The organism is Porphyromonas pasteri, from assembly GCF_014647755.1.
Taxonomy (GTDB): Bacteria; Bacteroidota; Bacteroidia; order Bacteroidales; family Porphyromonadaceae; genus Porphyromonas; species Porphyromonas pasteri.
Map to the genome: position 1 here is coordinate 38,366 of NZ_BMPU01000004.1, position 24,599 is coordinate 62,964.

18 protein-coding genes are annotated in these 24,599 nt (G+C 56.4%); 3 read left to right on the top strand and 15 right to left on the bottom strand.

Annotated elements, in window-relative coordinates; translation table 11 throughout:
* Positions 1-189 precede the first annotated feature (189 nt).
* Positions 190-2,604, top strand: coding sequence for a TonB-dependent receptor (locus IEX77_RS06480; protein WP_188808220.1), 2,415 nt, complete (start codon positions 190-192; stop codon positions 2,602-2,604).
* A gap of 107 nt (positions 2,605-2,711) precedes the next feature.
* Here IEX77_RS06480 and IEX77_RS06485 read toward each other — a convergent pair whose 3' ends face one another.
* The 12 genes from IEX77_RS06485 to IEX77_RS06540 all read right to left on the bottom strand — a co-directional run bounded on the left by IEX77_RS06485 (position 2,712) and on the right by IEX77_RS06540 (position 17,687).
* Complete coding sequence (locus IEX77_RS06485) at positions 2,712-4,214, bottom strand: glutamine synthetase family protein (RefSeq protein WP_188808221.1); 1,503 nt, start codon at positions 4,212-4,214, stop codon at positions 2,712-2,714.
* A gap of 90 nt (positions 4,215-4,304) precedes the next feature.
* Positions 4,305-4,616, bottom strand: coding sequence for a DUF4298 domain-containing protein (locus IEX77_RS06490; RefSeq protein ID WP_188808222.1), 312 nt, complete (start codon positions 4,614-4,616; stop codon positions 4,305-4,307).
* Positions 4,617-4,939: 323 nt separating this feature from the next.
* On the bottom strand, positions 4,940-5,227 hold the full coding sequence (gene hpf, locus IEX77_RS06495; protein ID WP_009433670.1) for a ribosome hibernation-promoting factor, HPF/YfiA family: 288 nt from the start codon (positions 5,225-5,227) through the stop codon (positions 4,940-4,942).
* A gap of 477 nt (positions 5,228-5,704) precedes the next feature.
* Entirely contained in the window at positions 5,705-7,144 is a 1,440-nt protein-coding gene (locus tag IEX77_RS06500; protein ID WP_229770823.1) for a RagB/SusD family nutrient uptake outer membrane protein, read from the bottom strand.
* 19 nt (positions 7,145-7,163) lie between these two features.
* Positions 7,164-10,274 carry a SusC/RagA family TonB-linked outer membrane protein gene (locus tag IEX77_RS06505; RefSeq protein ID WP_229770824.1) on the bottom strand — a complete coding sequence of 1,037 codons (3,111 nt, stop codon included), beginning with the start codon at positions 10,272-10,274 and terminating at the stop codon, positions 7,164-7,166.
* A 691-nt stretch (positions 10,275-10,965) separates the two neighbouring features.
* The gene (locus IEX77_RS06510) at positions 10,966-11,256 is read right to left on the bottom strand and encodes a DciA family protein (protein ID WP_188808223.1); all 291 of its coding nucleotides are present in this window, start codon (positions 11,254-11,256) and stop codon (positions 10,966-10,968) included.
* Complete coding sequence (gene recF, locus IEX77_RS06515) at positions 11,243-12,364, bottom strand: DNA replication/repair protein RecF (RefSeq protein WP_188808224.1); 1,122 nt, start codon at positions 12,362-12,364, stop codon at positions 11,243-11,245. The genes IEX77_RS06510 and recF overlap by 14 nt, the downstream gene beginning before the upstream one ends.
* A 12-nt stretch (positions 12,365-12,376) precedes the next feature.
* Positions 12,377-13,426 (bottom strand): dual-specificity RNA methyltransferase RlmN, encoded by a 1,050-nt coding sequence (gene rlmN / locus IEX77_RS06520; RefSeq protein ID WP_188808225.1) that lies wholly within the window; start codon positions 13,424-13,426, stop codon positions 12,377-12,379.
* 131 nt (positions 13,427-13,557) lie between these two features.
* A complete protein-coding gene (locus IEX77_RS06525) occupies positions 13,558-15,717 on the bottom strand; it encodes a peptidylprolyl isomerase (RefSeq protein WP_188808226.1) in 2,160 nt (719 codons plus the stop codon).
* 195 nt (positions 15,718-15,912) lie between these two features.
* A complete protein-coding gene (locus tag IEX77_RS06530; RefSeq protein ID WP_009433705.1) occupies positions 15,913-16,215 on the bottom strand; it encodes a DUF4834 family protein in 303 nt (100 codons plus the stop codon).
* 74 nt (positions 16,216-16,289) lie between these two features.
* Positions 16,290-16,988, bottom strand: coding sequence for a CDP-diacylglycerol--serine O-phosphatidyltransferase (gene pssA / locus IEX77_RS06535; RefSeq protein WP_188808227.1), 699 nt, complete (start codon positions 16,986-16,988; stop codon positions 16,290-16,292).
* A 42-nt stretch (positions 16,989-17,030) separates the two neighbouring features.
* Entirely contained in the window at positions 17,031-17,687 is a 657-nt protein-coding gene (locus IEX77_RS06540; protein ID WP_188808228.1) for a phosphatidylserine decarboxylase family protein, read from the bottom strand.
* A gap of 863 nt (positions 17,688-18,550) precedes the next feature.
* Here IEX77_RS06540 and IEX77_RS06545 point away from each other — a divergent pair.
* Complete coding sequence (locus IEX77_RS06545) at positions 18,551-21,403, top strand: M16 family metallopeptidase (RefSeq protein WP_188808229.1); 2,853 nt, start codon at positions 18,551-18,553, stop codon at positions 21,401-21,403.
* Positions 21,404-21,556: 153 nt separating this feature from the next.
* Complete coding sequence (locus tag IEX77_RS06550) at positions 21,557-22,081, top strand: thioredoxin family protein (protein WP_188808230.1); 525 nt, start codon at positions 21,557-21,559, stop codon at positions 22,079-22,081.
* 102 nt (positions 22,082-22,183) lie between these two features.
* Here IEX77_RS06550 and serS read toward each other — a convergent pair whose 3' ends face one another.
* The 3 genes from serS to rplU form a co-directional block, all read right to left on the bottom strand.
* Positions 22,184-23,470: a serine--tRNA ligase gene (gene serS / locus IEX77_RS06555; protein WP_060934857.1), complete on the bottom strand. Its 1,287-nt coding sequence runs from the start codon at positions 23,468-23,470 to the stop codon at positions 22,184-22,186.
* Between the two features lie 101 nt (positions 23,471-23,571).
* Entirely contained in the window at positions 23,572-23,829 is a 258-nt protein-coding gene (gene rpmA, locus IEX77_RS06560) for a 50S ribosomal protein L27 (RefSeq protein ID WP_188808231.1), read from the bottom strand.
* Between the two features lie 36 nt (positions 23,830-23,865).
* Complete coding sequence (gene rplU, locus IEX77_RS06565) at positions 23,866-24,183, bottom strand: 50S ribosomal protein L21 (RefSeq protein WP_009433676.1); 318 nt, start codon at positions 24,181-24,183, stop codon at positions 23,866-23,868.
* Positions 24,184-24,599: the final 416 nt, after the last annotated feature.

Consider the following 24,599-nt stretch of genomic DNA (forward strand, 5'->3'; position numbering starts at 1 on the left):
ACACCTCCCCCGCACGATCATCCAACGTATAGCACCTAACCCCCGACAGCCCAGGACAGGCTATCGGGGGTTATTACTTTCCCGCCCGAGAGCAGGAAATGCGAAGGCGTGTACTATACATTTGTACACTTCAAAAGAAAGTGCTTATATTTGCAGTGTAATACTAACCCATTACGCAAAGAACTTCTTATGAAACGCCTTCATCTACTCCTCACTGCCCTCGCACTGGGCACGGGAAGCACCTTCGCTCAGAGCACAGGCGACGCACGACTCCAGGGCAGACTCCTGCGCGCAAGTGACCGCCAAGCCATCGACATGGGCAACGCGCTACTGCGCCGGCTCCCCGACAGCACCCTCGTCACGGGTGTCGTGACCGACTCCCTCGGCACCTTCTCCCTCACGGCCTCTGCTGGCACCTACCTCCTCGAGCTCCGTGCTCTGGGCTACCAAGGTCAGTACAAGACCATCACCCTCCCCGCCACAGGCCTTGACCTCGGCGAGCTCCTCCTCAGCGAAGAGACCCAGCAGCTTCGCGGCGTCGAGGTGCGTGGCCGCCGCCCCATCATCACCCGTCAGGCAGACCGCCTCGTCTTCGACGCCCAGCAGATCAGCGCTGGGGCGCAGAATGCCCTCGACGTCCTCAAGCGCACCCCTGGGCTCAGCGTCACCGATGACGGCATCTCCATCATCGGTCGTGGTAAGGCCATCATCCTCATCAACGACAAGCGCGTACGCCTCTCGGGCGAAGCTCTCACGGGCCTGCTCCGCTCCTACAGCCAGTCCGACATCGCCGAAGTACAGGTACTCACCACCCCACCAGCCAAGTATGAGGCGGAGGGCAATGCCGGTGTGCTGAACATCGTGATGAAGAAGGCTCAGAACGACTACTTCGGTGGGAGCATCTCGGCTAATGCTTCACTCTATAAGGGGCGTATCAGCCCCAGCCTCTCGACAGGGCTCAACTACAAGCAGGGCCGTGTATCCGCCTCGCTCAACCTCGACGGCCACCTCTCGAGTATCGTAGGGAACTTCGACACCTACCGTACCGCCCCCTCGACACGGCTCTATTCGGCCAGCACCTCCCTCTTCGACTACAAGGGCCGAGGCGTCAATATCAGAGGCGGACTCGACTACACGATCAACCCCGAGCTCACCGTAGGCTTCACCGCCACCTATGCGCCAAGCAGGAAGCAGACCGACCGCACGAACGAGACACGCAACTACACCATCCGCCCCGATGGCAGCCACGACCTCCAGCTCCGCCTACCAGGAGCTGCCTCAGAGAAGGATCATGGCGCCTACACTGCACTCAACCTCCACCTCGAGAAGACCTTCGCTAAAGCCCCAGGGCGCAAGATCTCATGGGATGCCGACTACGTAGGCTCACGCGTCTCTACAGATGGTTTCTTCGCCTCCACGGGCTACCTCGCCACAGGAGCTCCAGCACCAGGCTCGGACTTCGCCTACCAGAGCAATAAGGGGCAGCGCGTACACTCCTACCTGACGAACGTCGACTTCACCCTGCCCTTAGGGAAGACCATCCTTGCCTTCGGGGCAAAGGGCACCTGGAGCCGCACGGACAATAGCAATGAGTACTTCGCCCACACGACCCTCGGCGCACGCACCGATGCCATTCTCTTCGACGAGCACGTCTATGCCCTCTATACCGACGTCACCCAGCCACTCTCAGCCAAGTGGAACCTCCGCGGGGGGCTACGTATGGAGTACACCCACACCGATGGGAAGGTGAAGGGACAGCCTGACCTCAAGACGCGCGATTATCTGAATATCTTCCCCACGCTCTACCTCGGCTTCACGCCCAGTGAGCGTCATGCCCTGAGCCTCGAAGGGACGATCCGCCTCAATCGCCCACACTTCAGCCAGCTATCTCCCTATCCTCTGTATGAGAACCAGTACAGCACCATCGCGGGGAAGGAAGACCTGCGCCCCGAGAAGCAGGGCTCACTCACCCTCGGCTACACCCTCGACGGCTCGCTGAACTTCCAGGCCTTCGCTAACTACAACTGGGATGGCATCACCATGGTGGCGCTGATGAATCCCGCGACGAGTGAGGTACGCTATCAGAGCGACAATGCTGAGACTCAGTATAATGTCGGGCTACTGAATAGCTACTTCTTCCACGCGCTCCCCTTCCTGCAGTGCTACATCAGCCATCAGGTCGGCTACACCATCTCCCACATTGACCACGACGGCCGACGACTCAGCTCAGACAAGGGACTCTCCTATAGTGCGAGCCTCAACGGGACGCTCTTCTTCAATCACACGAAGACCCTCACGGGGAACTTCTACCTGAACTACATGAGCCCCGAGATCTCTGGTGGCGCACGCACAGGCAGCCGCATCTACACTGGCGCCTACCTCAACTACAGCCTCCTCAGCGGACACCTTCGTCTGCTCGCTGGCCTCATGAACATCGCTTCGCCAGACAGCCGTACGACCATGACCACCGAGGGCAATAAGATCGAGATCATCAATATGACCATGCGCAATATGCTTGTGGCTGGTCTCACCTATACCTTCGGCGCTCACCTCCAAGGCAAGGAAGCCAGCAAGAATGCTGAGGCGATGCGCTCCCGCTTCTAAGCGCACAGCGCTCTCGCTCCCCATACGCCCCAAATGCAGCAGCCCCCGCCACTCCGATGGAGTAGCGGGGGCTGCCCGTTATCTGATGCTTAGACGGAGGGAGCGCCTTAGCAGTAGAAGTAGCGTTCGACGAGCTCCTTGAGGAACTGAGGATCAGCCTGTGCCTTAGCACGGAGGTCAGCATCCTGATAAGCCTCGAGGTTGCGGATCAGCATATCGATCGTCGTAGGATCGAAGACGCCGCGAGCTTCGTAGATAGCGCGGTGCTGGCGCAGACGTTCGGCCGATGCGACGCAGGAAGCAGGCAGGCTATCCAGATGAGCTACGGCACCAGCGAACTCATCCTTGTGGATGTTCACAGCGACGTAGGTGTCCTTAGCGAGCTGCTCAGCATTGTCGATCTCGAAGCCGTGGCGTACTGCCGTACAGATACCAGCCAGCAGGAGGTAGAGGTTAGCCGAGCCGTCGGAGGCACGGAACTCGATCGTCTGCTTATTGGTGTAGCGCTTCTTGCTGGGCGTTTCGAGGGGGTTGATGATGCTGGACATATCGACGTCTGCACTCCAGCCGAGGGGTACACGCACGAGAGCCGAGCGGTTGCGGTCGCCCCAGCATACCGTCGTAGGAGCCTCCTGATGAGGTACGAGACGCAGGTAAGAGGTGGGGTTCGTATTACCGAAGGCAGTGAGCGAAGCCGCGAGGCTCATCATACCAGCGACAGCCTTGTGAGCAGTAGCCGTGAGTTCGCCAGCCTGGTCGACATACTGGTTGACGCCGTTCTTGTCGACGATCTTCGTGTGGACGTGCATACCGCTACCAGCCTTACCGACGATGATCTTAGGAGCGAAGGTTACCTTGAGACCCATTCTCCAGCCGAGCTCGAAGAGGATCCACTTACCGAGCTGCAGGTGCTGTGCAGCTTCTTCGACGGGTACGGGGAGGAATTCGATTTCGTTCTGCTCGTAGTTGAGACCGTCAGCCGTGAAGTTCCCTACTTCACCGTGGCCATACTTGATCTGGCCACCGCATTCGCAGATGAGACGCATAGCCTGCGTGCGGAAGTCGATCTGCTTGCTGAAGGGGCCCATCTCATGGTAGCCACGCTGGTCGACAGCTTCGTAGCCATCTTCCTGCTCACCGATGACGTAGTACTCGAGCTCGCCCATAGCGTAGAACTCCAGACCGCCCGTCACTTCGCGGAAGGCCTGAGCAGCACGGCGCAGGATCTCATCGGGTGCAGCTGCGAGAGGCTGACCATTCTTATCCATATAGGCGCAGAAGAAGGAGATCGTAGGCTGAGCAGCGAAGGGATCCATGAAGGCCGAGGAGAACTTAGGCACTACATAGAGGTCAGAGGAGCCGGCTTCCATCAGACCTGGGAAGAGGCTGGAGCCGTCTACGCGCTCACCAGAGGAGAGGACTTCATCAAGATACTCGGCATCTTGGATGACGAAGTTCAGCTCCTTGAGACGCCCATCAGCTGCCGTATAGCGGAAGTTGAGCTCGTGGATGTCGTTGTCGAGGATGTACTTGGTGATGTCTGCCTTAGTGAAGGCCTTGGGGTCCTTCCCGATAGCGCGTGCTATGGGATTGAGGGTGTACTGCTGCATAGTTTTCTTAATGTAGTTGTTTGTGTACTATATAGTCGGGGGTAGTGCGCCGCTCCAGGGCTGGGGTGGTACGGCTACCCTAACTTTTCTCTAAGGTATCTTTCCGAGGCGCTGCTCTATGTCTTTCACGATCCCGCACAAGCCATAGAGCTGGGTGAGGAGGTCGAAGACGGCATCTTCGCTGAGGACGCCGTGGGGAAGATCTGGTGGGAGGAGTCCCTCATTGCTGGCATCGTGGTCACGCATCCAGTCAGGGGAGCTGTAGTAGGCGACGAGACGCTCAAGGCTGGGGAGATGAGTAGTCATCTCCTCAAGGAGTTCTTCTCCCTTGTTGCCGAGGTCGACCCATTTGTTGAGTGCGGTCTCCATCTCACGAATACGTGCGATGCGTCTTTCGTCCATATGCTTTGTCGCCGTTTGTAGTAGCAAATATACACATTAAAGCATTACGTGATACCGCTTCGTGCACTGCAGTCCTAACACTTTGACAGCATTTACACTCAAGCACCTATACACGAACGACTTGCCCTATCACAAGGGGCGCGAAAATCACTCTATTCTCACGCCTCCTACCCTACTGCTCCTGTAGGACAGCAAATGGCACTTCTCGGGGGAGGCAGTTGGGGGCGATCGCTACCTTATATATATGAGTTGCCCCCAGCTGAGGGGGGACTCAGTGGGGGCAAGAGTTAGTCGTGTGTGCCCTCAAGGCGAGGGCTGGGGGCTTAGGCCTCCTTGTGCTTCTCGAGCTTACGCTTCAGGACGTCGATACAGAGATCGACAGATTCCTCGAAGCTGTTGCCTGTCTTGTCGACAAAGAAGTCTGCACCATTGACCTTGAGCTTGATGGAGGCTTCCTTGTTATTGGATACTTCGGGCTTGACAACCTTTAGGACGACTTCGGCGGCCTGTATATCGTCGGCGAAGCGGGTCAGCTTCTCGAGTTTCTTCTGGATAAAGGCCTTGAGCTGCTCTGTGGCATCGAAGTGGATGGCTTGAATTCGGATGTCCATAGTTGAATAGCTTTTAGTTCCCCGAGGGGGGAGTGTGACATGAGTTATGGTAAGAGCACTAAGGGAGTCCTTCGTAACCCTCACCTCAAAGTTAGCGAAAAAGACTTCGAATAACAATACCTTTCCGTGCTTCACTCATACACCTCGGGATATTCGTCCCCATAGCCCCTTCATTCGCCCCTCCGTACTACCCAGTCATTCCTCCAGCACAAGTCCCTATGAATACGCCATCTACGGAGAGCGAAGTGGTAATCACTATGAAGGCGGTGAGTGAACCTATATTGGTCGGCGGGCTGACCTATATATCTTCGCACTCCGACCTATATTGGTCGCATCGGTGACCTATATAGGTCAGCCCGTCGACCAATATAGGTTTGTATCCCTCCCCTCCCCAAGGGTATAGATACAACACGCCCCCAGCGGCCGAGGCTGCTGGGGGCGTGTCACCTTTTTCACTAACAAGTAGAGCGTGTAAGCCTACTGTGCGGCACGGACTACGAGGTCCGGATTGATATTCTTCTCGCGCTCGGGGAGCTCGACGATGGTGCGCCAGTCGAGGTAGTTGACCGTACCACCCGAGACGTACTGGCTGGTGAGATTGATCTTATTGCGCAGGAGGTCAAAGGCGCGGTGTCCTTCGCAGAAGAACTCGATACGGCGCTCATCGAGGATATCCTGCAGCGTCACCGTGGTAGCAGGCGTATAGCTGGAGAAGCGGTTGCGTCGCAGCGTATTGTAGTAGTCTACTGCCGTCTTCCCGTCGCTCGCCGTAGCCCCACGCAGGAGGGCTTCCGAAGCGATGAGGTAGAGCTCAGAGAGGCGAATGACCTTGAAGTTATTCATCGCCGTAGCGTTCGAAGCGCCATCCTGCCCCACGTACTTCGTGGTGTAGTAGGCCTTCGCTACGCCACCTGCCTTAGAGCGCTCGCTGATGAGCTGTGCGCGGACGTCATTGGAGCGGGTCGTCTGTACCCACGTGACGAAGTCGTCAGCAGCACCGAACTCAGGGTACACCCCAGGGTTGGTATAGCCCCCGAGGCTATTGAGACCTGCGTTGGACTTCTCCGTGGTGAGCACCTCGAAGAGGGACTCCGACGTCCCCTGCTTGCCCCAGACCGAGGGATAGTCTGCTACGCTGTAGAGCGTGTAGGGGCTGGAGGAGATGACTTCGCTGGCGTACTTGTAGGCGTTCTGCCAGTCACCGAGATAGAGGTAGGTACGAGCCAAGAGGCCTGCAGCAGCCCAGTAGTTGATGTAGCCCGAGTTGAGGGCCTTATCCTTGCTCAGCCCTTCGAGGGACTTCGTCAGGTCGGCGATGACCTGCGCATAGGTCTCACGGAGCGTAGAACGCTGGAAGCGGTAGCCAACGGGATGTACGGCGGTGTTCAAGGGAATACCCGAATAGGCCGCATCCAGGTTCACGCCCGTGGTGGGGATATGGCTAAAGAGACGTGCCAGCTCCAGGTGTGCCAGGCCTCTCAGTGCGTAGAGCTGTGCTACCTGATCATTGAACTGCGTCTTCTCGGATGAGCTGAGCGTCTTCTCCACCGAGCCTACATACTGCAGGATGTCATTGACACGGCTGGAGGTCGTGGCGAAGGCTTGGTAAGCCCCAGCCGAGAAGCCCGAAGACTTGTCGGTGAGGAACTGGTGGATAGCCGTCGAGTGATTGTAGCTCCCTACGACGATCTTCACGTCGCCACCACGTCCATCGGCGAAGATAGCGGTCTCGCCGCTGTAGCCATAGCGGGTATTGAGGCGCGAATAGACGCCACGCACGGCACTGGTCAGGCCACTCAGCGAGGAGATAGATTGCTCAGAGGGCAGAGAGCCCGAGGGGAGCTGATTCAGTTCCTTCTCACAGGAGGTGAAGAGGACAGAGGAGGCCAGCAGGATATATAATGGGAATCTTTTCATCTGGATACTGGGATAAGCGTTAGAAACCAACATTCACACCGAAGCTCACCGTGCGCAGAGCAGGGATATCGGCCGTACGGAAACCATTGAGAGGCGTCTCGAGCTCCTTATTCTTGGTAGCTGCGTAGAGATAGAAGAGGTTGTTCGCCGTCAGAGATACGCTCGCCGAATTGACGTGGAGTGCCTTGGTGAGCGAGCTGGGGAGGCGGTAGCTCAGCGCTACTTCCTTGAGGCGGACGAAGTCTGAAGACTGCAGGAAGCGCGTGGACGCCAGACGTGCACTCGAGAGCGGATTGTTCAGGATAGGCAGGGGGTTGGAGGCCGTCGTGTTGGTAGGCGTCCAGTAGTTCCCTACGAGCTCACGACTGGAGTTCACCGAGATCGTACGAGCACCGTCCGAGATAGCGAAGGCATCGAAGTGGTCGAGGAAGTGCCCACCGAACTGGTACGTCAGGAGTGTGCTCAGCGTGAAGCCACCATAGCTGAAGGTATTCGTCAGACCACCATAGACCTTAGGATAGGCCGACTCAGAGGGCGTGAAGGCAGCCTCCGAAGAGTAGTAGGTGAGGTTGTCAGCCGTGGCGTCCTTCGTGGGGTCGACGACGAAGCGAGCCAGACCCGTCTCCTTCTCCACGTCGTGGAACTTGCGGAGGTAGAACGTATAGATGTCTACACCTGGGCGGTAGAGGTAGTTACCAGCACCCGTGATGATGTCGCCATTGGGGAGCGCCTCGACACGAGAGCGGATCTTCGTCAGCGAGAGGTCAGCATCCCAGCGGAAGGCGTTGGAGTTAAGGATGTTCGATGCGTGAAGCTCGACTTCGATACCGCGGTTAGAGAGCTCACCTCGGTTGGCCTGATAGTTCGCTACCCCGTGGTTGTACGAGACAGGCACGGACATCAGGAGGTCGGTCGTGTACTTATTGAAGTACTCCACGCTCAGAGCGAAGCGGCGTGCGAAGGTCAGGTCAAGCCCGACATTGAGGCTGCGGCTCTTCTCCCAGCCGAGGTCGAGGTTAGCGAGCTGATTGAGGTAGATAGCAGATTCAGAGCCGTAGTTACCACCGAAGTCATAGAGCCCTCTCCAGCTGTACTCGGCGTCGGGGAGGTTACCATTCGTACCATAGGAAGCGCGGAGCTTAGCATCGGTCAGGAAGTTATTGTCCTTGAGGAAGGCTTCACGGCCAAATCTCCAGGCACCCGATACGCTGTAGAAGACACCCGAGCGCTTGTTCTTACCGAGCTTCGAGGAGATATCATCACGCAGGCTCAGACCGAGGTAGTAGCGGTTGTCATAGCTGTAGTTGACACGACCGAGGTAAGAGAGGAGGAAGCTCCCGTAGCGATTGCTTTCGCTATCGACGACCTGCCCGTTGCCGAGCTCACGGAGCTTATCCGTAGAGTACTTATTGACCGAGAAGCCGTAGCGGAGCTGGTCGAAGCTCTGAGCCTCGATACCGGCAAGAGCATCGACGTGATGCTTGGTGAAGTCGCGGTTGAAGTTCAGGACATTAGAGGTCGTCTTGACGACAAGCTCATTGGAGAAGCGAACACCCTGACCACCGATACGACGGCCGTCCTGCGTATTGGGGCTTACATACTCGAAGCTCTTGAGGAGCGTGTACTCGATCGAGTTCGTCGTCTTGAAGTTGAGGTAATCGGTGAAGGTCACCTGAGCATTGACACCACCGATACCGCGGAGCGTACCCAGCTGATTCGTGATGTAGGTGGGGTCAAGGATCTGGAGGGGATTGTCCGTACCCTTCATAGGTGCGACATTCTGATTGTAGCTACCGTCCGCATTATATACAGGTTGGTCGGGAGCCGAGAGGAGGGTCAGGATCGTAGGCTGCGAGAGCGAGACACTGCTGCTCTGACCGGAGTTGTCACCACTACCCTCCTGTGAAGTGTAGGATACCTGTCCCTTGAAAGAGAGATCAAGCCACTTAGTAGCCTTGTTATCGAGGTTCAGAAGACCTGAGTAGCGCTTGAAGCTACCGAAGGGCGTGACACCCGTCACATCATTGTAGCCCAGCGAAGCGAAGTAGCGGAGAGCATCATTACCACCCGAAGCGGAGAGGCTGACATCGCTCAGACGGCCCGTTTTCCCGAGGAGTACCTTGCGCCAGTCGGTAGCCGTCGTGCGGCTCTTCACCAGAAGATCTTCGTCCGTGACAGCTGCATCGGTGTACTTCGCCTCAAGCTGCTGACGGAGCGCGGCGCGCTGAGCGTACTGCGACCCAGTGGGCAGGAGGGCATCAGCTCGGTACAGCTCGTAGTTGATGAGGGCTTCGCGCTGGTAGTCGAAGGCTTCGTTAGCGTTCATCAGCTCGAAGGAATTGGTAGCGATACGCGAGAAGCCGGTATTCGCCTTGAAGTTGAAGCTCGTCTTGCCCTGCTTACCGCGCTTGGTCGTGATCAGCACGACCCCATTAGCTGCACGTGAGCCATAGAGCGAAGCGGAAGCAGCATCCTTGAGCACTGAGACCGACTCGATATCCTCAGGGTTGATGGAAGCCAGGATATTGGACGAATAGCCGCCGATACCATAGTTCCCCGTCGTGACAGGCACCCCGTCGACGACGTAGAGAGGCTCGGTAGTCCCGTTGATACTCCCTACCCCACGGATCTGGACCGTCCCAGCTGACCCAGGGTTACCTGTCTGTGAAGCGACGCGGATACCCGAGACCTTACCCGAGAGGGCCTTATCGATGGACTCTACCTTGGCATTTGCCAGGTCTGCGGCCTTGATGCTGGAGGTAGCGCCCGTGAGGGAGGACTTGCGCTGGACACCGTAGGCCGATACGACCAGTGGGTCAAGCGTCTTCTCCGTGCTCTTGAGCTGGACGCGAAGCTCCTTACCTGCTACGACGGCGACCGTCTCGGCGCCATAACCAATATAGGAGATACGCAGGGTCTTCGCTCCCTCGGGCAGACGAAGGGTGAACTTTCCCTTCGCGTCGGTGAGGGCCCCGCTGCGGGGGTGCTCAACGCAGATGACCGAAGCACCTTCGATCGGTTCATTGTTCTCAGCCGCAACGACTATCCCAGTCACGGCTACCTGCTTCTGCGCCCAGGTAAGTCCTACGGAGAGAACCAGGAGCAACAGGCTTAGTAAACTCTTTCTCATTAGCGAATTGGTGAATTTGGAGGTGAATATATACAACGAAGAAGCGCTTCTCGAGGAAATCCAGGAGAAGCGCTTCTTACAAACTCTTTGTATAGGTATGCTATATACTAACAAGTATACAACAAGCTGCTTCGCCTATGGATATGCGTCATCGTGCTGAGCCACATCATCGTGTCAGCATACATTCGCATAATCATCATAGACTGGACTTGTTGCATATAGCTATTAGTCTTCTTTTCTTTTGAGTGAAGGGAGGAAGGTGAATTATCCACTACGGACGTCCTTCCGATTGGTGCAAAGGTAAAGCAGTTTTTGAAAACTCCAAATCACGCCCCTCAAAAACACCCGCACGGCACCCCTCAATGGAGGGCTATCCAACCGAGCGAAGAGAAAGCACTACACCATCATACACAGCGACTTACCCCACCACACAGAAACATCCTGCCACGCTCAAAAAAAATTTCTCGCTGAGGGTGAAAAACGAACCAGTACTGGTCGACGAAGTGACCAGTACTGGTCACGACGCGAAGTAGTACTGGTCAATAATAGCCACCAGTACTGGTCACTTCGTCGACCAGTACTGGTTCGCATCCCCCCTCCCGTGAGGTCACAGACGAGAGCACATAACAAAGGCTGACCTACCGCAGTAGATCAGCCGAAGAGCTTAGGGAGGAAGTGATCGCCTCGCCCCTTAGTAAATCTGAATGAAGCGCACGAGCTCGGCACCGAGGTGGGCGTTGATCTTGCGCTGGATCTCGGCTTGCTGGAAGCCCAGTTCCTGCCGTACCGCAGGCGAGGAGACCTGCAGGCGGAGTACCCCTTCGTCGAAGCGTACCTCCTGAAGCCAGCGGTACATCGGCCCTAAGAGCTCAGGCAGGTAGTCGCGTAGACGATGCACTAAGAGCTGCTCATACATATCGGGGTCGTCGTCCCACAGCGAGGCGATGGCTTCGCCGAGGAGCACGGTCTTACTCTGCTTCATAGGTGGAGTCGATAGAGCGCACTTCGCCCGAGGATACTTCGAAGAGGCGATAGTCTTCGCCCCAGCTTGTGACGATCTCGTCGAGGTGCTTGCGGTTCGTATCCGTGATGAAGATCTGCCCGAAGTCACTCCCTCCGACCAGACGGATGATGCGCTCCACACGCTCAGCATCGAGCTTGTCGAAGATATCATCCAAGAGGAGAAGCGGGCGCTCGGGGTTGGTCGCAGAGAGCAGTGCGTACTGGGCGAACTTCAGCGCGATGAGGAAGGTCTTATTCTGCCCCTCACTCCCGACCTTACGGATGAGCTCTTCGCCGAGGAGCATCTGCAGGTCGTCCTTGTGCAGCCCCATAGTTGTGTAGCCCATAAGGCGGTCACGCTGACGGGCCTCACGCAGGAGCTCGAGGCAATGCCCCTCGTACTCAGCGAGCGACGACGTATAGACGAGGCTCACACGATCCTGCCCGCCACTGATAGCGGTATAGTACTGCTGGAAGAGGGGAATGAAGTCACGCACGAAGGCCGCACGACGCTCGTAGAGGAGCGGGCTGACCTGCTCGAGCTGTAGATCGAGGACTTCGAGGACGGCATCATCGGCACGCTGGCTCTTCAGGAGCACATTGCGCTGCTCGAGGATGCGGTGGTACTGTGCGAGTGCCGCCATGTAGACGCTATCCTGCTGGGAGAGCTGCTTGTCGACGAAGCGGCGACGCTCGTCGCTCCCCCCGAGGATGAGCTGGTAGTCTTGTGGCGAGACGATGACCAGCGGGAAGGCACCGATATGATCGCTGAGCTTAGGGTACTCCTTCTTGTTGCGCTTGAGCACCTTGCGATGCCTGGGGCGGATCTGCAAGAGCAGCTGACGCTCGTCGCCGAAGTCGCTTCGGTAGACGGCATCAAGCACGGCAGCCTCCTGCCCGTATTGCACGGCGAGGCTGTCGGTGATCGAGAGGTGGCTCTTGGTGAAGGAGAGATAGTGCAGTGCATCCAGCAGATTGGTCTTCCCCATCCCATTGAGGCCAATGAAGCAATTGACCTTGGGGGAGAAGGTGCAGGAGGCCGAGGCGATGCTCTTGAAGTGCAGGAGGTGCAGACGCTGGAGGATCACAGTCGGGAGGGATTAGCGTGGTGCAGAGCCGCCACGAGCCATCTGCTCCTTGGTCGAGAGCATACCGCAGGCAGCGGAGATATCTTCACCGCGGGAGGTGCGGATCGTCGTGGTGTAGCCGCGCGACTCAAGCTGGTGCTTGAAGTGCTCCATCTTATCTCGCGAGAGCGGACGCAGGGGCACATCAGGGATTTGGTGGAAGGGGATGAGGTTGATACGGCAAGGGATCCCACGCAGGAGGCGAGCAAGCTCCGCAGCGTGCTCATCGCTATCATTCACCCCATCGAAGACGATGTACTCGAAGGAGACGCGGCGCTGCCCCGTGAAGTCGGCTTCGCGGATCATCTGCAGCGTGTCCTCCAGCGGTAGCCCTCCCTCGGCAGGCATCAGCTCCAGACGCCCCTCGTGGAAGGGATTGTGCAGGCTGACTGCCAGATGGCAGGTCGTCTCGCTGAGGAAGCGCTCGAGACCACGGCGTACACCTACCGTAGAGAGCGTGACGCGCTTAGGCGACCAGCCCAAGCCCCACGCAGAGGTCAGGACGGAGATGCTCTTCAGTACGTTCGTCGCATTATCGAGCGGCTCGCCCATACCCATATAGACGACGTTAGTCAGCGAGGCGGATTCCTCGACGGAGAGGACTTGGTTGATGATCTCACCCGAGGATAAGTTCCCCTTGAAGCCCTGCTTACCCGTCATACAGAAGAGGCAGTCCATCTTACAGCCCACCTGCGAAGAGATGCAGAGCGTAGCGCGGTCCTTATCGGGGATAAAGACTGCTTCGACAAGCCCCCCCGTGGAGACGGCGAAGAGATACTTGCGCGTGCCGTCCTTCGACAGCTGGCTCATCACGGGAGCCGTACGACCGACGGTATAGCGCTCAGCGAGGAGCGTGCGATTGGCTTTGGAGAGGTTCGTCATCTCATCGATGGAGGTGACGCGCTTGTCATAAAGCCACTGGGCTATCTGCTTGCCCGTGAAGCGGGGCATGCCCAGGGAGGTGACCAGCTCGGTAAGCTCATCGAGGGTGCGACCAAGGAGTATTTCTTTGCCTTCTGGCATCGTATGCGGATAAATCGAGGGATGAATGAATAAGGCTGCCCGCAGAGTGTCTTCATGCGGGCAGCCTATTTAATAACTGATATCAGTGGCAAAGGGTTGTCCCGATGCCCCGATAGATGGGGAGCCGGCTACTAATAGAAGCGAGCGCGGTTGTCCTGAATCTTCATCTTCTGGATGAAGTCCGTGAAGACACGGTAGCTGTACTGACGAGCCAGACCGAGCTCCTGCTGCTTGACCTGTGCAGCGACAGCTGCGGGATCGTTAGGCGTAGCAGCGACAGGCTGAAGGACCATGACTTCGGCGTTGCTTGCAGCGAAGGGCTTAGAGATCTTACCCATAGGGGTCGTCATAGCTACGCCGTTGAAGGTAGCAGGCTCGCTACCACGGACGAGGTAGTTGACATCGACGAGGGTATCGACCTTCGTCTGGAGCTCCGTAGCGTAAGCATCGAGAGAAGCGAGGTTCTTGCCTTCGAGGTTCTTAGCGAGAGTCTCGGCCTTCTTCTTGCTGGTGAGGTAAGCTACGATCTCTTCCTTGACAGCGGAGAGAGGAGCTACGCCAGCAGGAGTGTGCTTGACGACTGCAGGGATGACGAGGTAGTCCGTACCGCAGGTGTAGAGCTTCTGGCTGACTTCGCCGTCCTTAGCACCGATAGCCCAGCTGATGACCTGACGCGAGCTGGGGATCTGCCCGAGAGCAGCCGTCTGCGTCGTCACAGGGATGTTGCGAGCTACGCTGAAGCCTTCCTTCTCAGCCTTCTTAGCCATAGCATCGAAGCCACCGCCACCACCGAGGATGCGGTTCATAGCAGCGTACTTTGCGTTGTAGGTCTCAGGAGAGAACGTAGCGGGTACCGAGAGGAATGCTATCTGATAAGCATCTACTGCAGGCTGGGGGTTCTCAGCACGTACGAGGACGGAGAGAGGAGCCTGGCCGAGGCGAACGACCGTACCGAAGGGCACCTTGTAGAGCGTATCGAGGTTGAGAGCTGAGCCCTGAGAGAGCTGTACCAGCTGTGATTCGGTGAAGGTACTATCGACCGAGCCGTAGCGGTTAGGCATCTGGATGAGGCCACCCGTAGCCGACGTAGAGGGGTCGATGCTGTGCTTCTTAGCGAGCTCAGCAAAGCTGGCACCCGACTGAAGCTGTGCGAGCAGGCTGTCTGCCTGACCCTTGACGCTGTCGTTGAGGACGATCATACGGACAGAGACGCCTGCAGGGACCATCTTCTTACCGACGAGCTTGATGATATCGTAGCGGTCGCTGACGAGCTGAGGATCGCTGACAGCACCAGCCTCAGCACCCTTGATGAAGGCGATCTGCTCAGCACCGAGGCCCAGCGCATCGAGCTCAGCACCGGTGAGGTAGCTCTTGGAGAAGAACTTGCTAGAGGTAGCGAAGCCACGGAGTACAGACTCGACGTTAGCGGCATTTGCATTGCGAAGCTCAGCGACAGCCTTCTCCTTCTCAGCAGCAGCGTTCTTATAGTCTTCCTGCGAAGGAGTGACCTGCAGGCTGATGTAGCTCACCTCGGTGAGAGGGTACTGCATCTTGTAGAAGTCCTTGTGCTCGTCGTAGTACTTCTTCACCTCGCTATCGCTGGGCTTAGCAGCCTCGTCTGCGATCTGAGCAGCAGAGGTGCGCACGAGAGCGATGCTACGGCTTTCCTTACCGACAGAGAGCTCACGGTCTACATCGTTGATCTTATAGGTACGAGCGAGCAGCGTAGAGAGCTTCTGCTGGAGACGCTGAGACTTGATCTGCTTCTGGAGCTGCTCGAACTGGCTCTTAGCCTGCAGGAGCTGGCCACGCTGCTCAGCAGGAGCTGCCTGGATCTGCTTATCAGAAAGCTGCTTAATGATCTCGTTGATCTGCTTCTCATCTGCCGAGCCGAAGAACTGTGCAGCCAATGGCGAGGGAGCGATCCCCTTACCCACGAGGAGGGCATAGAGTTCGTCGTCAGATACGCCGAGGCCGACCTTTGAGGTCACCTCATTGAGGGCATACTCCGAGATATACTCTTGGGCCAGTTGGTTATTCAGCTGCATGCGTTGCTCATCGGAGAGCTGCTGGCCCTGGGCCTGAGCCTGGTCTTCGAGCTCCTTGAGGCGCATGCTATACTCTTCGATCGAGACATCTTTGCCATCGATGGAGAGAGCCGTACGCTCATTCTTGCTCCAGAAGGTGCGCCCACTGGTGAAGAGGTCACCGATGACAAAGCCCGCCAGGGCGATCCCGATGACCACGACCAGCAGTACCGAATGACTTCGGATCTTCTCTAATACTGCCATTGTTTGTTTTTACCTATGGATGAATAGTGTTTATATTTCAGTCTTTGAGGAACAAAGATACAAACACTCCGACGAATACTCAAATACAAAGGGCCTTCTCAGAAGGAAGTGGGATAAGGGAAGCTCACTTCCCCTATCCCACTGCTTCGGATAGCGTATGTAAATACGGTGTATGGAGTACGCGCAGAGCGCTACTTAGTCCCGTGGAAGCTCCTCGAAGTCAACGTACTCGTCACTTGAGGGGCGGGTGAACTTGCGAGCCTCGATATCATCGAGCTCCTGCTTCTGGCGGCTGTCCGAGCTCTCTGCCGTGCCTTCACGGCGCTCGGAGGATGCCCCTGGGGCACCGTAGCCACGATTGCGGTAAGCCTCACCACCGGCCGCCTCGGTCATACGACGCTGCAGGCGCTGGAGGAGCTTCACGGCCAGCCAAGCTTGGATCGTAGGCCAGTAGAGGTAGAGGAGGACACCGATGAGGATTATTATCAGGAGGCTCATATCGAATTCTGATTTATCTAATACATACTATGTGACAAAGCTCCTCAGTCAAAGAGCGTGCCAAAGCACTCCGCTTAGGCCTTCTCGCCCTTCTGCTGAGGGAGGAGTGACAGCAGGAGGTAGGCGATGATCGTCACACTGCAGCCGAACCAGCCCAGCCACACGACCGACCCGATAGCCACCACGATGAGCACCAGCTGAGGCCACTTGTGGCTCAGGGGCTCCTTCGAGAGCTTGAAGGAGAACATCGGCAGCTCGCTGACCATCAGCAGAGACAGCACGAGCGTCAGCACCAGATAAGTGATGAGCGTAGCCGAAGCACCGATGGACAGCCCGAAGGAAGGAATGGCAGCCGCAGCACCGATCCAGAAGAGCGCGTTCGAGGGGACGGGAAGTCCGAGGAACGAGGTCGACTGGCGCGTGTCGTTGTTGAACTTCGCCAGGCGCAGTGCAGCAAATGCCACGACGATGAAGACGCCATAGTTCAGATAATTCCCTGCATCCAAGCCCTCCAGTCCACGGAAGACAAGGGTAGCGGGAGCCAAGCCAAAGCTCACGACGTCGGCCAGCGAGTCGAGATCCTTCCCGATCGGAGAGGACACACCCAGCAGGCGCGCTACCATCCCATCGAAGAAGTCAAAGACAGCCGAGAGGACGATGAGCCACATGGCGATATCGGGGCGACCTGCATAGAGCGTGAAGACGATAGCCATCACACCCGAGAGGAGGTTCCCCGCGGTCAGCATATTAGGTATATGCTTCTTGATATTCATTCCTACTATTATATATATGTATAAGGAGGGGTGCTGTACTGCTTAGCGAGGCAGCGTAGCGATGTCGGTGATATTCCCCTGGACCTTCTGCCCGACCTTGACGTGCACCTTCGTGCCGAGGGGGAGGTAGAGGTCGACGCGGGAGCCGAACTTAATGAAGCCGAGGTTCTGGTTGATATCTACGCGCTGACCGACCTCAGGATAGGTGACGATACGGCGTGCGATAGCCCCAGCAACCTGACGGACGAGGATGCGATCGCCACCCTCCGTGCGGATGATGACAGCTGAGCGCTCGTTGTCCGTGCTGCTCTTAGGCAGGTGAGCCGAGAGGAAGCGACCATCGGTGTGCGAGACATGCTCGACGATCCCATTACAAGGGATCCAGTTGACGTGCATATCAAAGACGCTCATGAAGACGGATACCTGCAGGCAGCGGCAGCCAAGCAGCTCCGTCTCCTCCGTCTCCTCGACGACGACGACACGACCGTCAGCAGGGCACACGATCTCCTGCGGGCCATCGCTGTGCTTGCGAGGCTCGTAGCGGAAGAAGTTAATGACAGCCAGATAGAAGAGGATCGAGATAGCCAGGAAGATGTAGCTAAACGTCCCTCCCGCAAAGAGAGCAATGAAGGCATTCAGCCCGATAAGAGTGATAGCAAAGCCAATGAGCGGGCCGCGCCCTTCTTTGTGAAGTAACATAGGGGTCTATTGAGTGGACACTTTATGACATGGGTAATATATCGTGCAAATATACTTAAAAAAGCCTATACCTCAGACAAAAGAGAGACAGCTCCGCGGCAAGCACCTGACATTATGCCATACCGACACGGCCTTATCCTCCCCTTCTTTCCCCCACTTTTCAGCCCTCGTATATAGCTCCTTCCCCGCGGATATCGGAAGTCCATCTCCGAGAGGGATTAAGTGGCCTCATATAGGTTGCCTCAGCGACCAATATAGGATCATACCTCATACTACTATTGAGACTGTTGCCGCGAGTCCTACCCTCTATTTAGAGTGCTAAGGTATCGCACGCCCAGCTCCCCGATATACCTCTCCGAAGTGACCAGCAAGCCCTTCATCCCTTCGCGAGCATTCCTCTTATTCAGCGGAGGGAAAATTATCCTTCTCGTGAAGAAAAAAGCGCCTTCACGTAGTGGGTTTTCTCTATCTATGCACGTAGATTTAAAGACCAGGTACGTCAATCCAAATATCCACGTACGTAGATATTAGAGCCACGTACGTAGACCAAACTTATCTGCCACTCGTCCGCAACTTTAATCCCTACGCGGAGCAACAACCTAATAGAGATCACTTCACAAAGCTATATAGCTTCGCACCGAATGCTATATAGGAATCCAAGCAAAGCTATATAGGAATCAGTCCAAAGCTATATAGCTTTCTTCACCATCCTATATAGCTCTACTCACGCACCCATATACCTATATATAGATACCTGCGCGCGTGAGGTATCTCATATAGTAGATACACACCAAAGAATTATCGTACATTTGCGGTATAGTGAACTATAAATATCTTTTCACCTCTTAAACCACAAACAAGCGATGAGGCTCAAGAAAATCATCTTATCCCTCCTCTCGGCGCTCTTCGTAGGCACCACACTGGGTCTGCCTTCGGCTGCTCAAGCCCAAGCCCCCAGCGAAATGCCACCACTCCCCATAGACACCGCCGTCCGTATCGGAAAGCTCCCCAATGGTCTGACCTACTTCATTCGTCACAATGAAGAGCCCAAGGGTAGAGCAGAATTCTATATCGCCCAGAAGGTAGGCTCGATGCAGGAAGAAGACTCGCAGCAGGGTCTGGCTCACTTCCTCGAGCATATCGCCTTCAACGGCACAAAGAACTTCCCAGGCAAGGGAATCATCAACTTCCTCGAGAGCATCGGTGCCAGCTTTGGTGGCAACATCAATGCTTACACGAGCTTTGACAAGACGGTCTACACGCTGATGAAGATCCCCGTCCCACGCAAGAGCATCATCGATAGCTGTATCCTCGTACTCCACGACTGGAGTAGCTTCATCAGCCTCGAGGATAAGGAGATCGATGCTGAGCGTGGTGTCATCGAAGAAGAATGGCGCCGCAGCAATAGCGGGGATATGCGCAATATGGAGAAGCTCCTCGACTTTGCCTTCCCTGGCAACAAGTACGGTAAGCGCCTCCCCATCGGTAAGATGGAGATCGTACGCAGCTTCCCCTATCAGGTCCTGCGCGACTACTACAAGAAGTGGTACCGCCCCGACCTGCAGGCAGTCATCATCGTCGGTGACGTCGACGTCAACTACACGGAGGCTCAGATCAAGAAGATCTTCGCCGACATCCCCGCTCCAGTGAATGCAGCTGAGCGTGTCTACATCCCTGTCGAAGACAACGACAAGCCCATCGTAGGTATCGCTGCTGACAAGGAAGCTACGCAGAACTCGATCAACATCTCTTACAAGGCCGACGTCACGCCTCCAAATATCCGCGCTACCCTAATGGGCCCCCTCGAAGACTACATCAAAAGTGTCGTCACTTCGATGATCGCCCAGCGCTTCAGCGACATCGTCAAGAAGCCTAACGCTCCCTTCGTCAACGCCTCCGTGGACTTCGGCAACTACGTCGTCGCTAAGACCAAGGATGCTGCCAACTTCGACGCTACCTTCAAGGAAGGTCAGTGGGAGCCTGCTCTCAAGGCTCTCGTAGCTGAGATCGTACGTCTCAAGAAGTACGGCTTCACTCCTGGTGAATACAGCCGCGCCAAGAAGGACTACCTCGTCAGCATGAAGAACTTCTACAACGAGCGTGACAAGCGTACCAGCGACGCTTGGGCGAACGTCTATGTAGACTACTTCGAAGACGGTGGTTACCTCCTCGATATCCCCACGCACTACCAGCTCATCCAGGGCATCGCAGAGCAGTTCCCCCTCGAGCAGATCAATGCTATGGTCCAGCAGCTTGACCTCGATAAGAATGTACTCGTCGCTCTGACCAGCGTAGAGAAGCCCAGCGTCAAGCTCCCCAGCATCGACGAGCTCACGAAGAAGTACCTCGACTATACCAAGCAGCAGGTCGAAGCTCCTAAGGACGAGGTCAGCAACGAGAAGCTCATCGACAAGCTCCCCATGAAGGGTAAGATCGTCAAGACCGAGAAGAACGGTCAGTACGGCTCTACCATCTGGACGCTCTCCAACGGTACGAAGGTCTACATCAAGAAGACCGACTACAAGGAAGATGAGATTCTCTTCAAGGGTCGCCGTGATGGTGGGTACTACAACTTCACCAAGCCCAGCGCTACGGAGCTGAAGGTCCTCAACAGCCTCCCCACCATCGGTGGTCTCGGCAAGTTCGATGAGTCAGCTCTCGAAAAGGCCCTCAGCGGTCGCATCGCTTCTGTCTCTGCGACGGTCTCCAACATCAGCGATGATGTAGCAGGTAGCACGACGAAGGAAGACCTCGAGACGATGCTCCAGCTCCTCTATCTCAACTTCACTGCTGTACGCGCTGACAAGGACGCCTTCCAGGCATGGCAGGAGCGTACCATCAGCCAGATCGAGGCAAGCAAGGCTAACCCTCTCTCCTTCCTCGGCGACTCCGTCACGCGCTACATCTTCCCCAACAACCCTGAACGCTACCCACTCAGCGTCGAAGAAGTCAAGAGCGTGAACTACGATCGTGTGCTCCAGCTCTTCCGTAGCCGCTTCGCTAACGCTCGTGGCTTCGAATTCTACTTCGTAGGTAATGTCGACGAAGCAGCCCTCCGCCCTCTCGTAGAGCAGTACATCGCTTCACTCCCCGCGCAGAAGGTCTACACCGACAAGGCTCACACGAACCGCGTCCCCGTAGAGCGCCTCGGCACGAACAAGAAGGAGTACAGCGCTCCTATGGAGACGCCCATGGGTATCGTCATCGACGGCCTCTCCGCACCTACGACCTACAGCCAGCAGGAAGGTCTGACGAGCGCTGTGCTTGAGTCTATCCTCGACCAGCTCTACACGAAGACGATCCGCGAAGATGCAGGCGGTGCCTACAGCGTCGGTGTCCTCGCTGACGTATCACGCTTCCCCAGCCCACGCACGAACGTCACCGTCCAGTTCCAGACCGACCCCGCTAAGGCCGTAGCTATGAACGAGCTCGTCTTCAAGGGTCTCGAAGGCATCGTCAAGAACGGCCCCTCTGCTGAGTACTTCGACAAGGCTGTCAAGAACCTCAAGAAGGCTCACGGCGAAAGCCTCCGCAAGAACAGCTACTGGCTCGGCCAGCTCGCTCGCTTCTACGGTCAGGGCTTCGACTTCGTGACGAACTACGACAAGCTCCTCGACGCTGTCACGCCTCAGTCTGTACAGGCTCTCGCTAAGAAGCTCTACGAGTCTAAGGACCGTACGGAGATCCTCTTCCGCTCTACGGAAGCTAAGAAGTAAGCGCTTCACAGCCCTCCCCCACTTCATATAGCAAGCCGGGCACCCTCCCCATCTGAGGATGCCCGGCTTGTCGCTTAATGAACAATTCGCCCCATCTCACGCTTATCATACCAACGAGCAGTATTCTATCACCTCGTAGCAACTAACTGAATAATGAAGAAAGTCATCCTCAGCCTCGCCCTCATCTCCGCAGGTCTCTTCTCGAGCTATGCCTGCACGGCCAAGGCTTCGAGCAACGCTGCTTCTGCCTCCACCGAGACGACTGCAGCTGCCCCCAGCGAAGAAGCTGCTGCCGACGATAAGGCCGCAGAAGGCGCTATCAAGCACATCGACGCAGCCTACCTGCGCAAGTACATCTGGGACTACAAGGAAGAGCCCTCGAAGTTCGTCTTCAAGGGCAGCCGTCCCGCTATCCTCGACTTCTACGCCGACTGGTGCGGTCCCTGCCGTAAGCTCAGCCCCAAGCTCGAAGCTATCGCTAAGAAGTATGCGGGTAAGATCGACGTCTACAAGATCGATGTCGACAAGGAAGCTGATCTGGCCAATATCTTCGGTGTGAAGAGCATCCCTATGTGCCTCTTCATCCCTATGCAGGGTACGCCCATCCAGACAGTAGGCGATCTCACTCCCGATCAGATCGAGGAGACCATCAAGCAGATCTACTCCGACGCTAAGTAAGCCCAGCGAGTCATTCGCATCTACAATAAAAGCTCATCCCCACACCGCCTGATGGCAGTGTGGGGATGAGCTTTTATTGTAGCGTCCGAGTGAGGAAGTCGCTTACTTCTTCGTAGGACGGGGGATGAAGTCAAAGCCCGTGTAAGGACGAAGAGCCTCGGGGATGCGGATACCTTCAGGCGTCTGGTTGTTCTCCAGCAGCGCTGCGACGATACGGGGCAGAGCCAGTGCACTACCATTGAGCGTGTGCACGAGCTGGACACCCTGCTCAGCGTCACGATAGCGGCAGCGCAGGCGGTTGGCCTGATAGCTCTCGAAGTTGGACACAGAGCTGACCTCAAGCCAACGCTTCTGTGCAGCAGAGAAGACCTCGAAGTCATAGGTCAGTGCGCTGGTGAAGCTCATATCGCCACCGCTCAGACGCAGGATGCGCCAGGGCAGCTCAAGCTTCGTGACGAGCGTCTCTACGTAGGCGACCATCTCATCGAGGCGCTGATAGCTGCGCTCGGGCTTGTCAATGCAGACGATCTCGACCTTGTCGAACTGGTGGAGGCGGTTCAGACCACGCACATCCTTACCATACGACCCAGCTTCGCGGCGGAAGCAGGCGGAGTAAGCTGTGTTGCGCACGGGCAGGTCCTTCTCCTCGAGGATGACGTCACGATAGATATTCGTCACAGGCACCTCAGCCGTAGGGATGAGATAGAGGTTGTCCACCGTAGCGTGGTACATCTGCCCTTCCTTGTCGGGGAGCTGACCCGTGCCGTAGCCAGAGTCTTCGTTGACGACGTAGGGAGGCTGTACCTCGAGGTAACCAGCTTCACGAGCATTGTCGAGGAAGAAGTTGATGAGCGCGCGCTGCAGGCGAGCTCCATAACCCTTATAGACGGGGAAGCCAGCACCCGAGATCTTCACACCCAGCTCGAAGTCAATGAGGTCATAGTCCTTCGCCAGCTCCCAGTGGGGCTCGGCGGTAGCATCGAGTGCGGGCATCTCGCCACCAGTCTTGACGCAGACGTTGTCCTCAGCCGTAGCGCCTTCGGGCACGATGTCAGCGGGGAGGTTAGGTACAGAGAGCAGGATCTCACGGATCTTAGCTTCGGCCTCGGCCTTCTTCTCCTCAAGGCTCTTGCTTGCCTCCTTGAGCAGTGCCACCTGAGAGCGGATGCTCTCAGCCTGCTCCTTGGCGCCCTGCTTCATCAGATCACCGATCTCCTTAGCGAGGGCCTTCTGACGAGAGAGGCTGGCATCGAGCTCCTGCTGAGAGCGACGGCGGATCTCATCGAAGTTCAGGACTTCGGTGATCGCTTCGCGTGCCTCGAATTGCTTCTTGCGGAGGCGCTCAATGACCGCCTCGGTATTCTCCTTGATTTGCTTGAGTGTAAGCATAATATCTCGTGTGGGGTATAATGAGAGGAGGTCGCTCCCTCCGGGCTGTGTAGACCCTTCTGGAGCAACCTCCGGTTGACTTGTCTGACGTGTGCTCCGTCTTAGGCCTCAGCCGAGATGGAGACGTACGAGCGGTCGTTCTTCTTGCGAGTGAAGACCACCTTACCGTCGATCAGTGCATAGAGCGTGTGGTCCTTACCGATACCTACGCCTGCACCTGGGTGATGCTGCGTGCCACGCTGGCGGACGATGATGTTACCAGCCTTAGCGTGCTGACCACCGAAGAGCTTTACTCCGAGTCGCTTACTTTCTGATTCGCGTCCGTTCTTGGAGCTACCTACACCTTTTTTATGTGCCATTGTCTTATGTCTAAACTAATGCGGTGATACAATTACTTACGCTACGATTTCCTTGACGAGGACTTCGCTGAACTGCTGGCGGTGGCCATTGAGCTTGCGATAGCCCTTACGGCGCTTCTTGTGGAAGACGAGTACCTTGTCGCCCTTTACAAGAGGCGTGATGATTTCGCACACGACCTTAGCACCAGCCACTACAGGCGTACCTACAGTGACAGCACCATCCTTGTCTACGAGGAGGACCTTGTCGAATTCTACTACTGCGCCACTCTCTGCACCCTTGACGTGGTGAATGAAGAGGCGACGGCCCTGTTCTACATTGAACTGCTGGCCCTGAATGTCTACGATGACGTACATTATCGTTGATAACTAAAAAGTTAGCCCCGTAGGGTGCCACCCGCTCCACGACGGAGGGATAGACTTCTTCTCCTACCCTACATAGGAAATTCGGTCACAAAGATACAAAAATATCTGATAAAACACCTTGCACACCCTTGACTTTCACCGAAGAAACATCCTCAGTCCGAGCTCTTCCCCTACCCCACGCAAGGCAACATCTCCCTCCACCAAAGAAGCCCCCACTACAGCCTGCCGCACCACGGAGTCCCACAGTAAGGGCTATGAACCTATATTGGTCACTGCTCCGACCTATATTGGTCAGCGCACGAACCTATATTGGTCGTCACGCCGACCTATATAGATCCACCCGACGACCAATATAGGTTGCAAAAGCCCCTTCACACCGAGACAACATAACACCATAAGGGCAAACC

Bases quoted from the DNA above. Each gene is read 5' to 3' on its own strand.
- IEX77_RS06480 (WP_188808220.1), top strand. From the start codon at position 190: ATGAAACGCCTTCATCTACTCCTCACTGCCCTCGCACTGGGCACGGGA.
- IEX77_RS06545 (WP_188808229.1), top strand. From the start codon at position 18,551: ATGAGGCTCAAGAAAATCATCTTATCCCTCCTCTCGGCGCTCTTCGTA.
- IEX77_RS06530 (WP_009433705.1), bottom strand. From the start codon at position 16,215: ATGAGCCTCCTGATAATAATCCTCATCGGTGTCCTCCTCTACCTCTAC.
- IEX77_RS06500 (WP_229770823.1), bottom strand. From the start codon at position 7,144: ATGAAAAGATTCCCATTATATATCCTGCTGGCCTCCTCTGTCCTCTTC.
- IEX77_RS06505 (WP_229770824.1), bottom strand. From the start codon at position 10,274: ATGAGAAAGAGTTTACTAAGCCTGTTGCTCCTGGTTCTCTCCGTAGGA.
- IEX77_RS06510 (WP_188808223.1), bottom strand. From the start codon at position 11,256: ATGAAGCAGAGTAAGACCGTGCTCCTCGGCGAAGCCATCGCCTCGCTG.
- serS (WP_060934857.1), bottom strand. From the start codon at position 23,470: ATGCTTACACTCAAGCAAATCAAGGAGAATACCGAGGCGGTCATTGAG.
- hpf (WP_009433670.1), bottom strand. From the start codon at position 5,227: ATGGACATCCGAATTCAAGCCATCCACTTCGATGCCACAGAGCAGCTC.
- IEX77_RS06550 (WP_188808230.1), top strand. From the start codon at position 21,557: ATGAAGAAAGTCATCCTCAGCCTCGCCCTCATCTCCGCAGGTCTCTTC.
- rlmN (WP_188808225.1), bottom strand. From the start codon at position 13,426: ATGCCAGAAGGCAAAGAAATACTCCTTGGTCGCACCCTCGATGAGCTT.
- IEX77_RS06540 (WP_188808228.1), bottom strand. From the start codon at position 17,687: ATGTTACTTCACAAAGAAGGGCGCGGCCCGCTCATTGGCTTTGCTATC.
- IEX77_RS06485 (WP_188808221.1), bottom strand. From the start codon at position 4,214: ATGCAGCAGTACACCCTCAATCCCATAGCACGCGCTATCGGGAAGGAC.
- rplU (WP_009433676.1), bottom strand. From the start codon at position 24,183: ATGTACGTCATCGTAGACATTCAGGGCCAGCAGTTCAATGTAGAACAG.
- IEX77_RS06490 (WP_188808222.1), bottom strand. From the start codon at position 4,616: ATGGACGAAAGACGCATCGCACGTATTCGTGAGATGGAGACCGCACTC.
- pssA (WP_188808227.1), bottom strand. From the start codon at position 16,988: ATGAATATCAAGAAGCATATACCTAATATGCTGACCGCGGGGAACCTC.
- IEX77_RS06525 (WP_188808226.1), bottom strand. From the start codon at position 15,717: ATGGCAGTATTAGAGAAGATCCGAAGTCATTCGGTACTGCTGGTCGTG.
- rpmA (WP_188808231.1), bottom strand. From the start codon at position 23,829: ATGGCACATAAAAAAGGTGTAGGTAGCTCCAAGAACGGACGCGAATCA.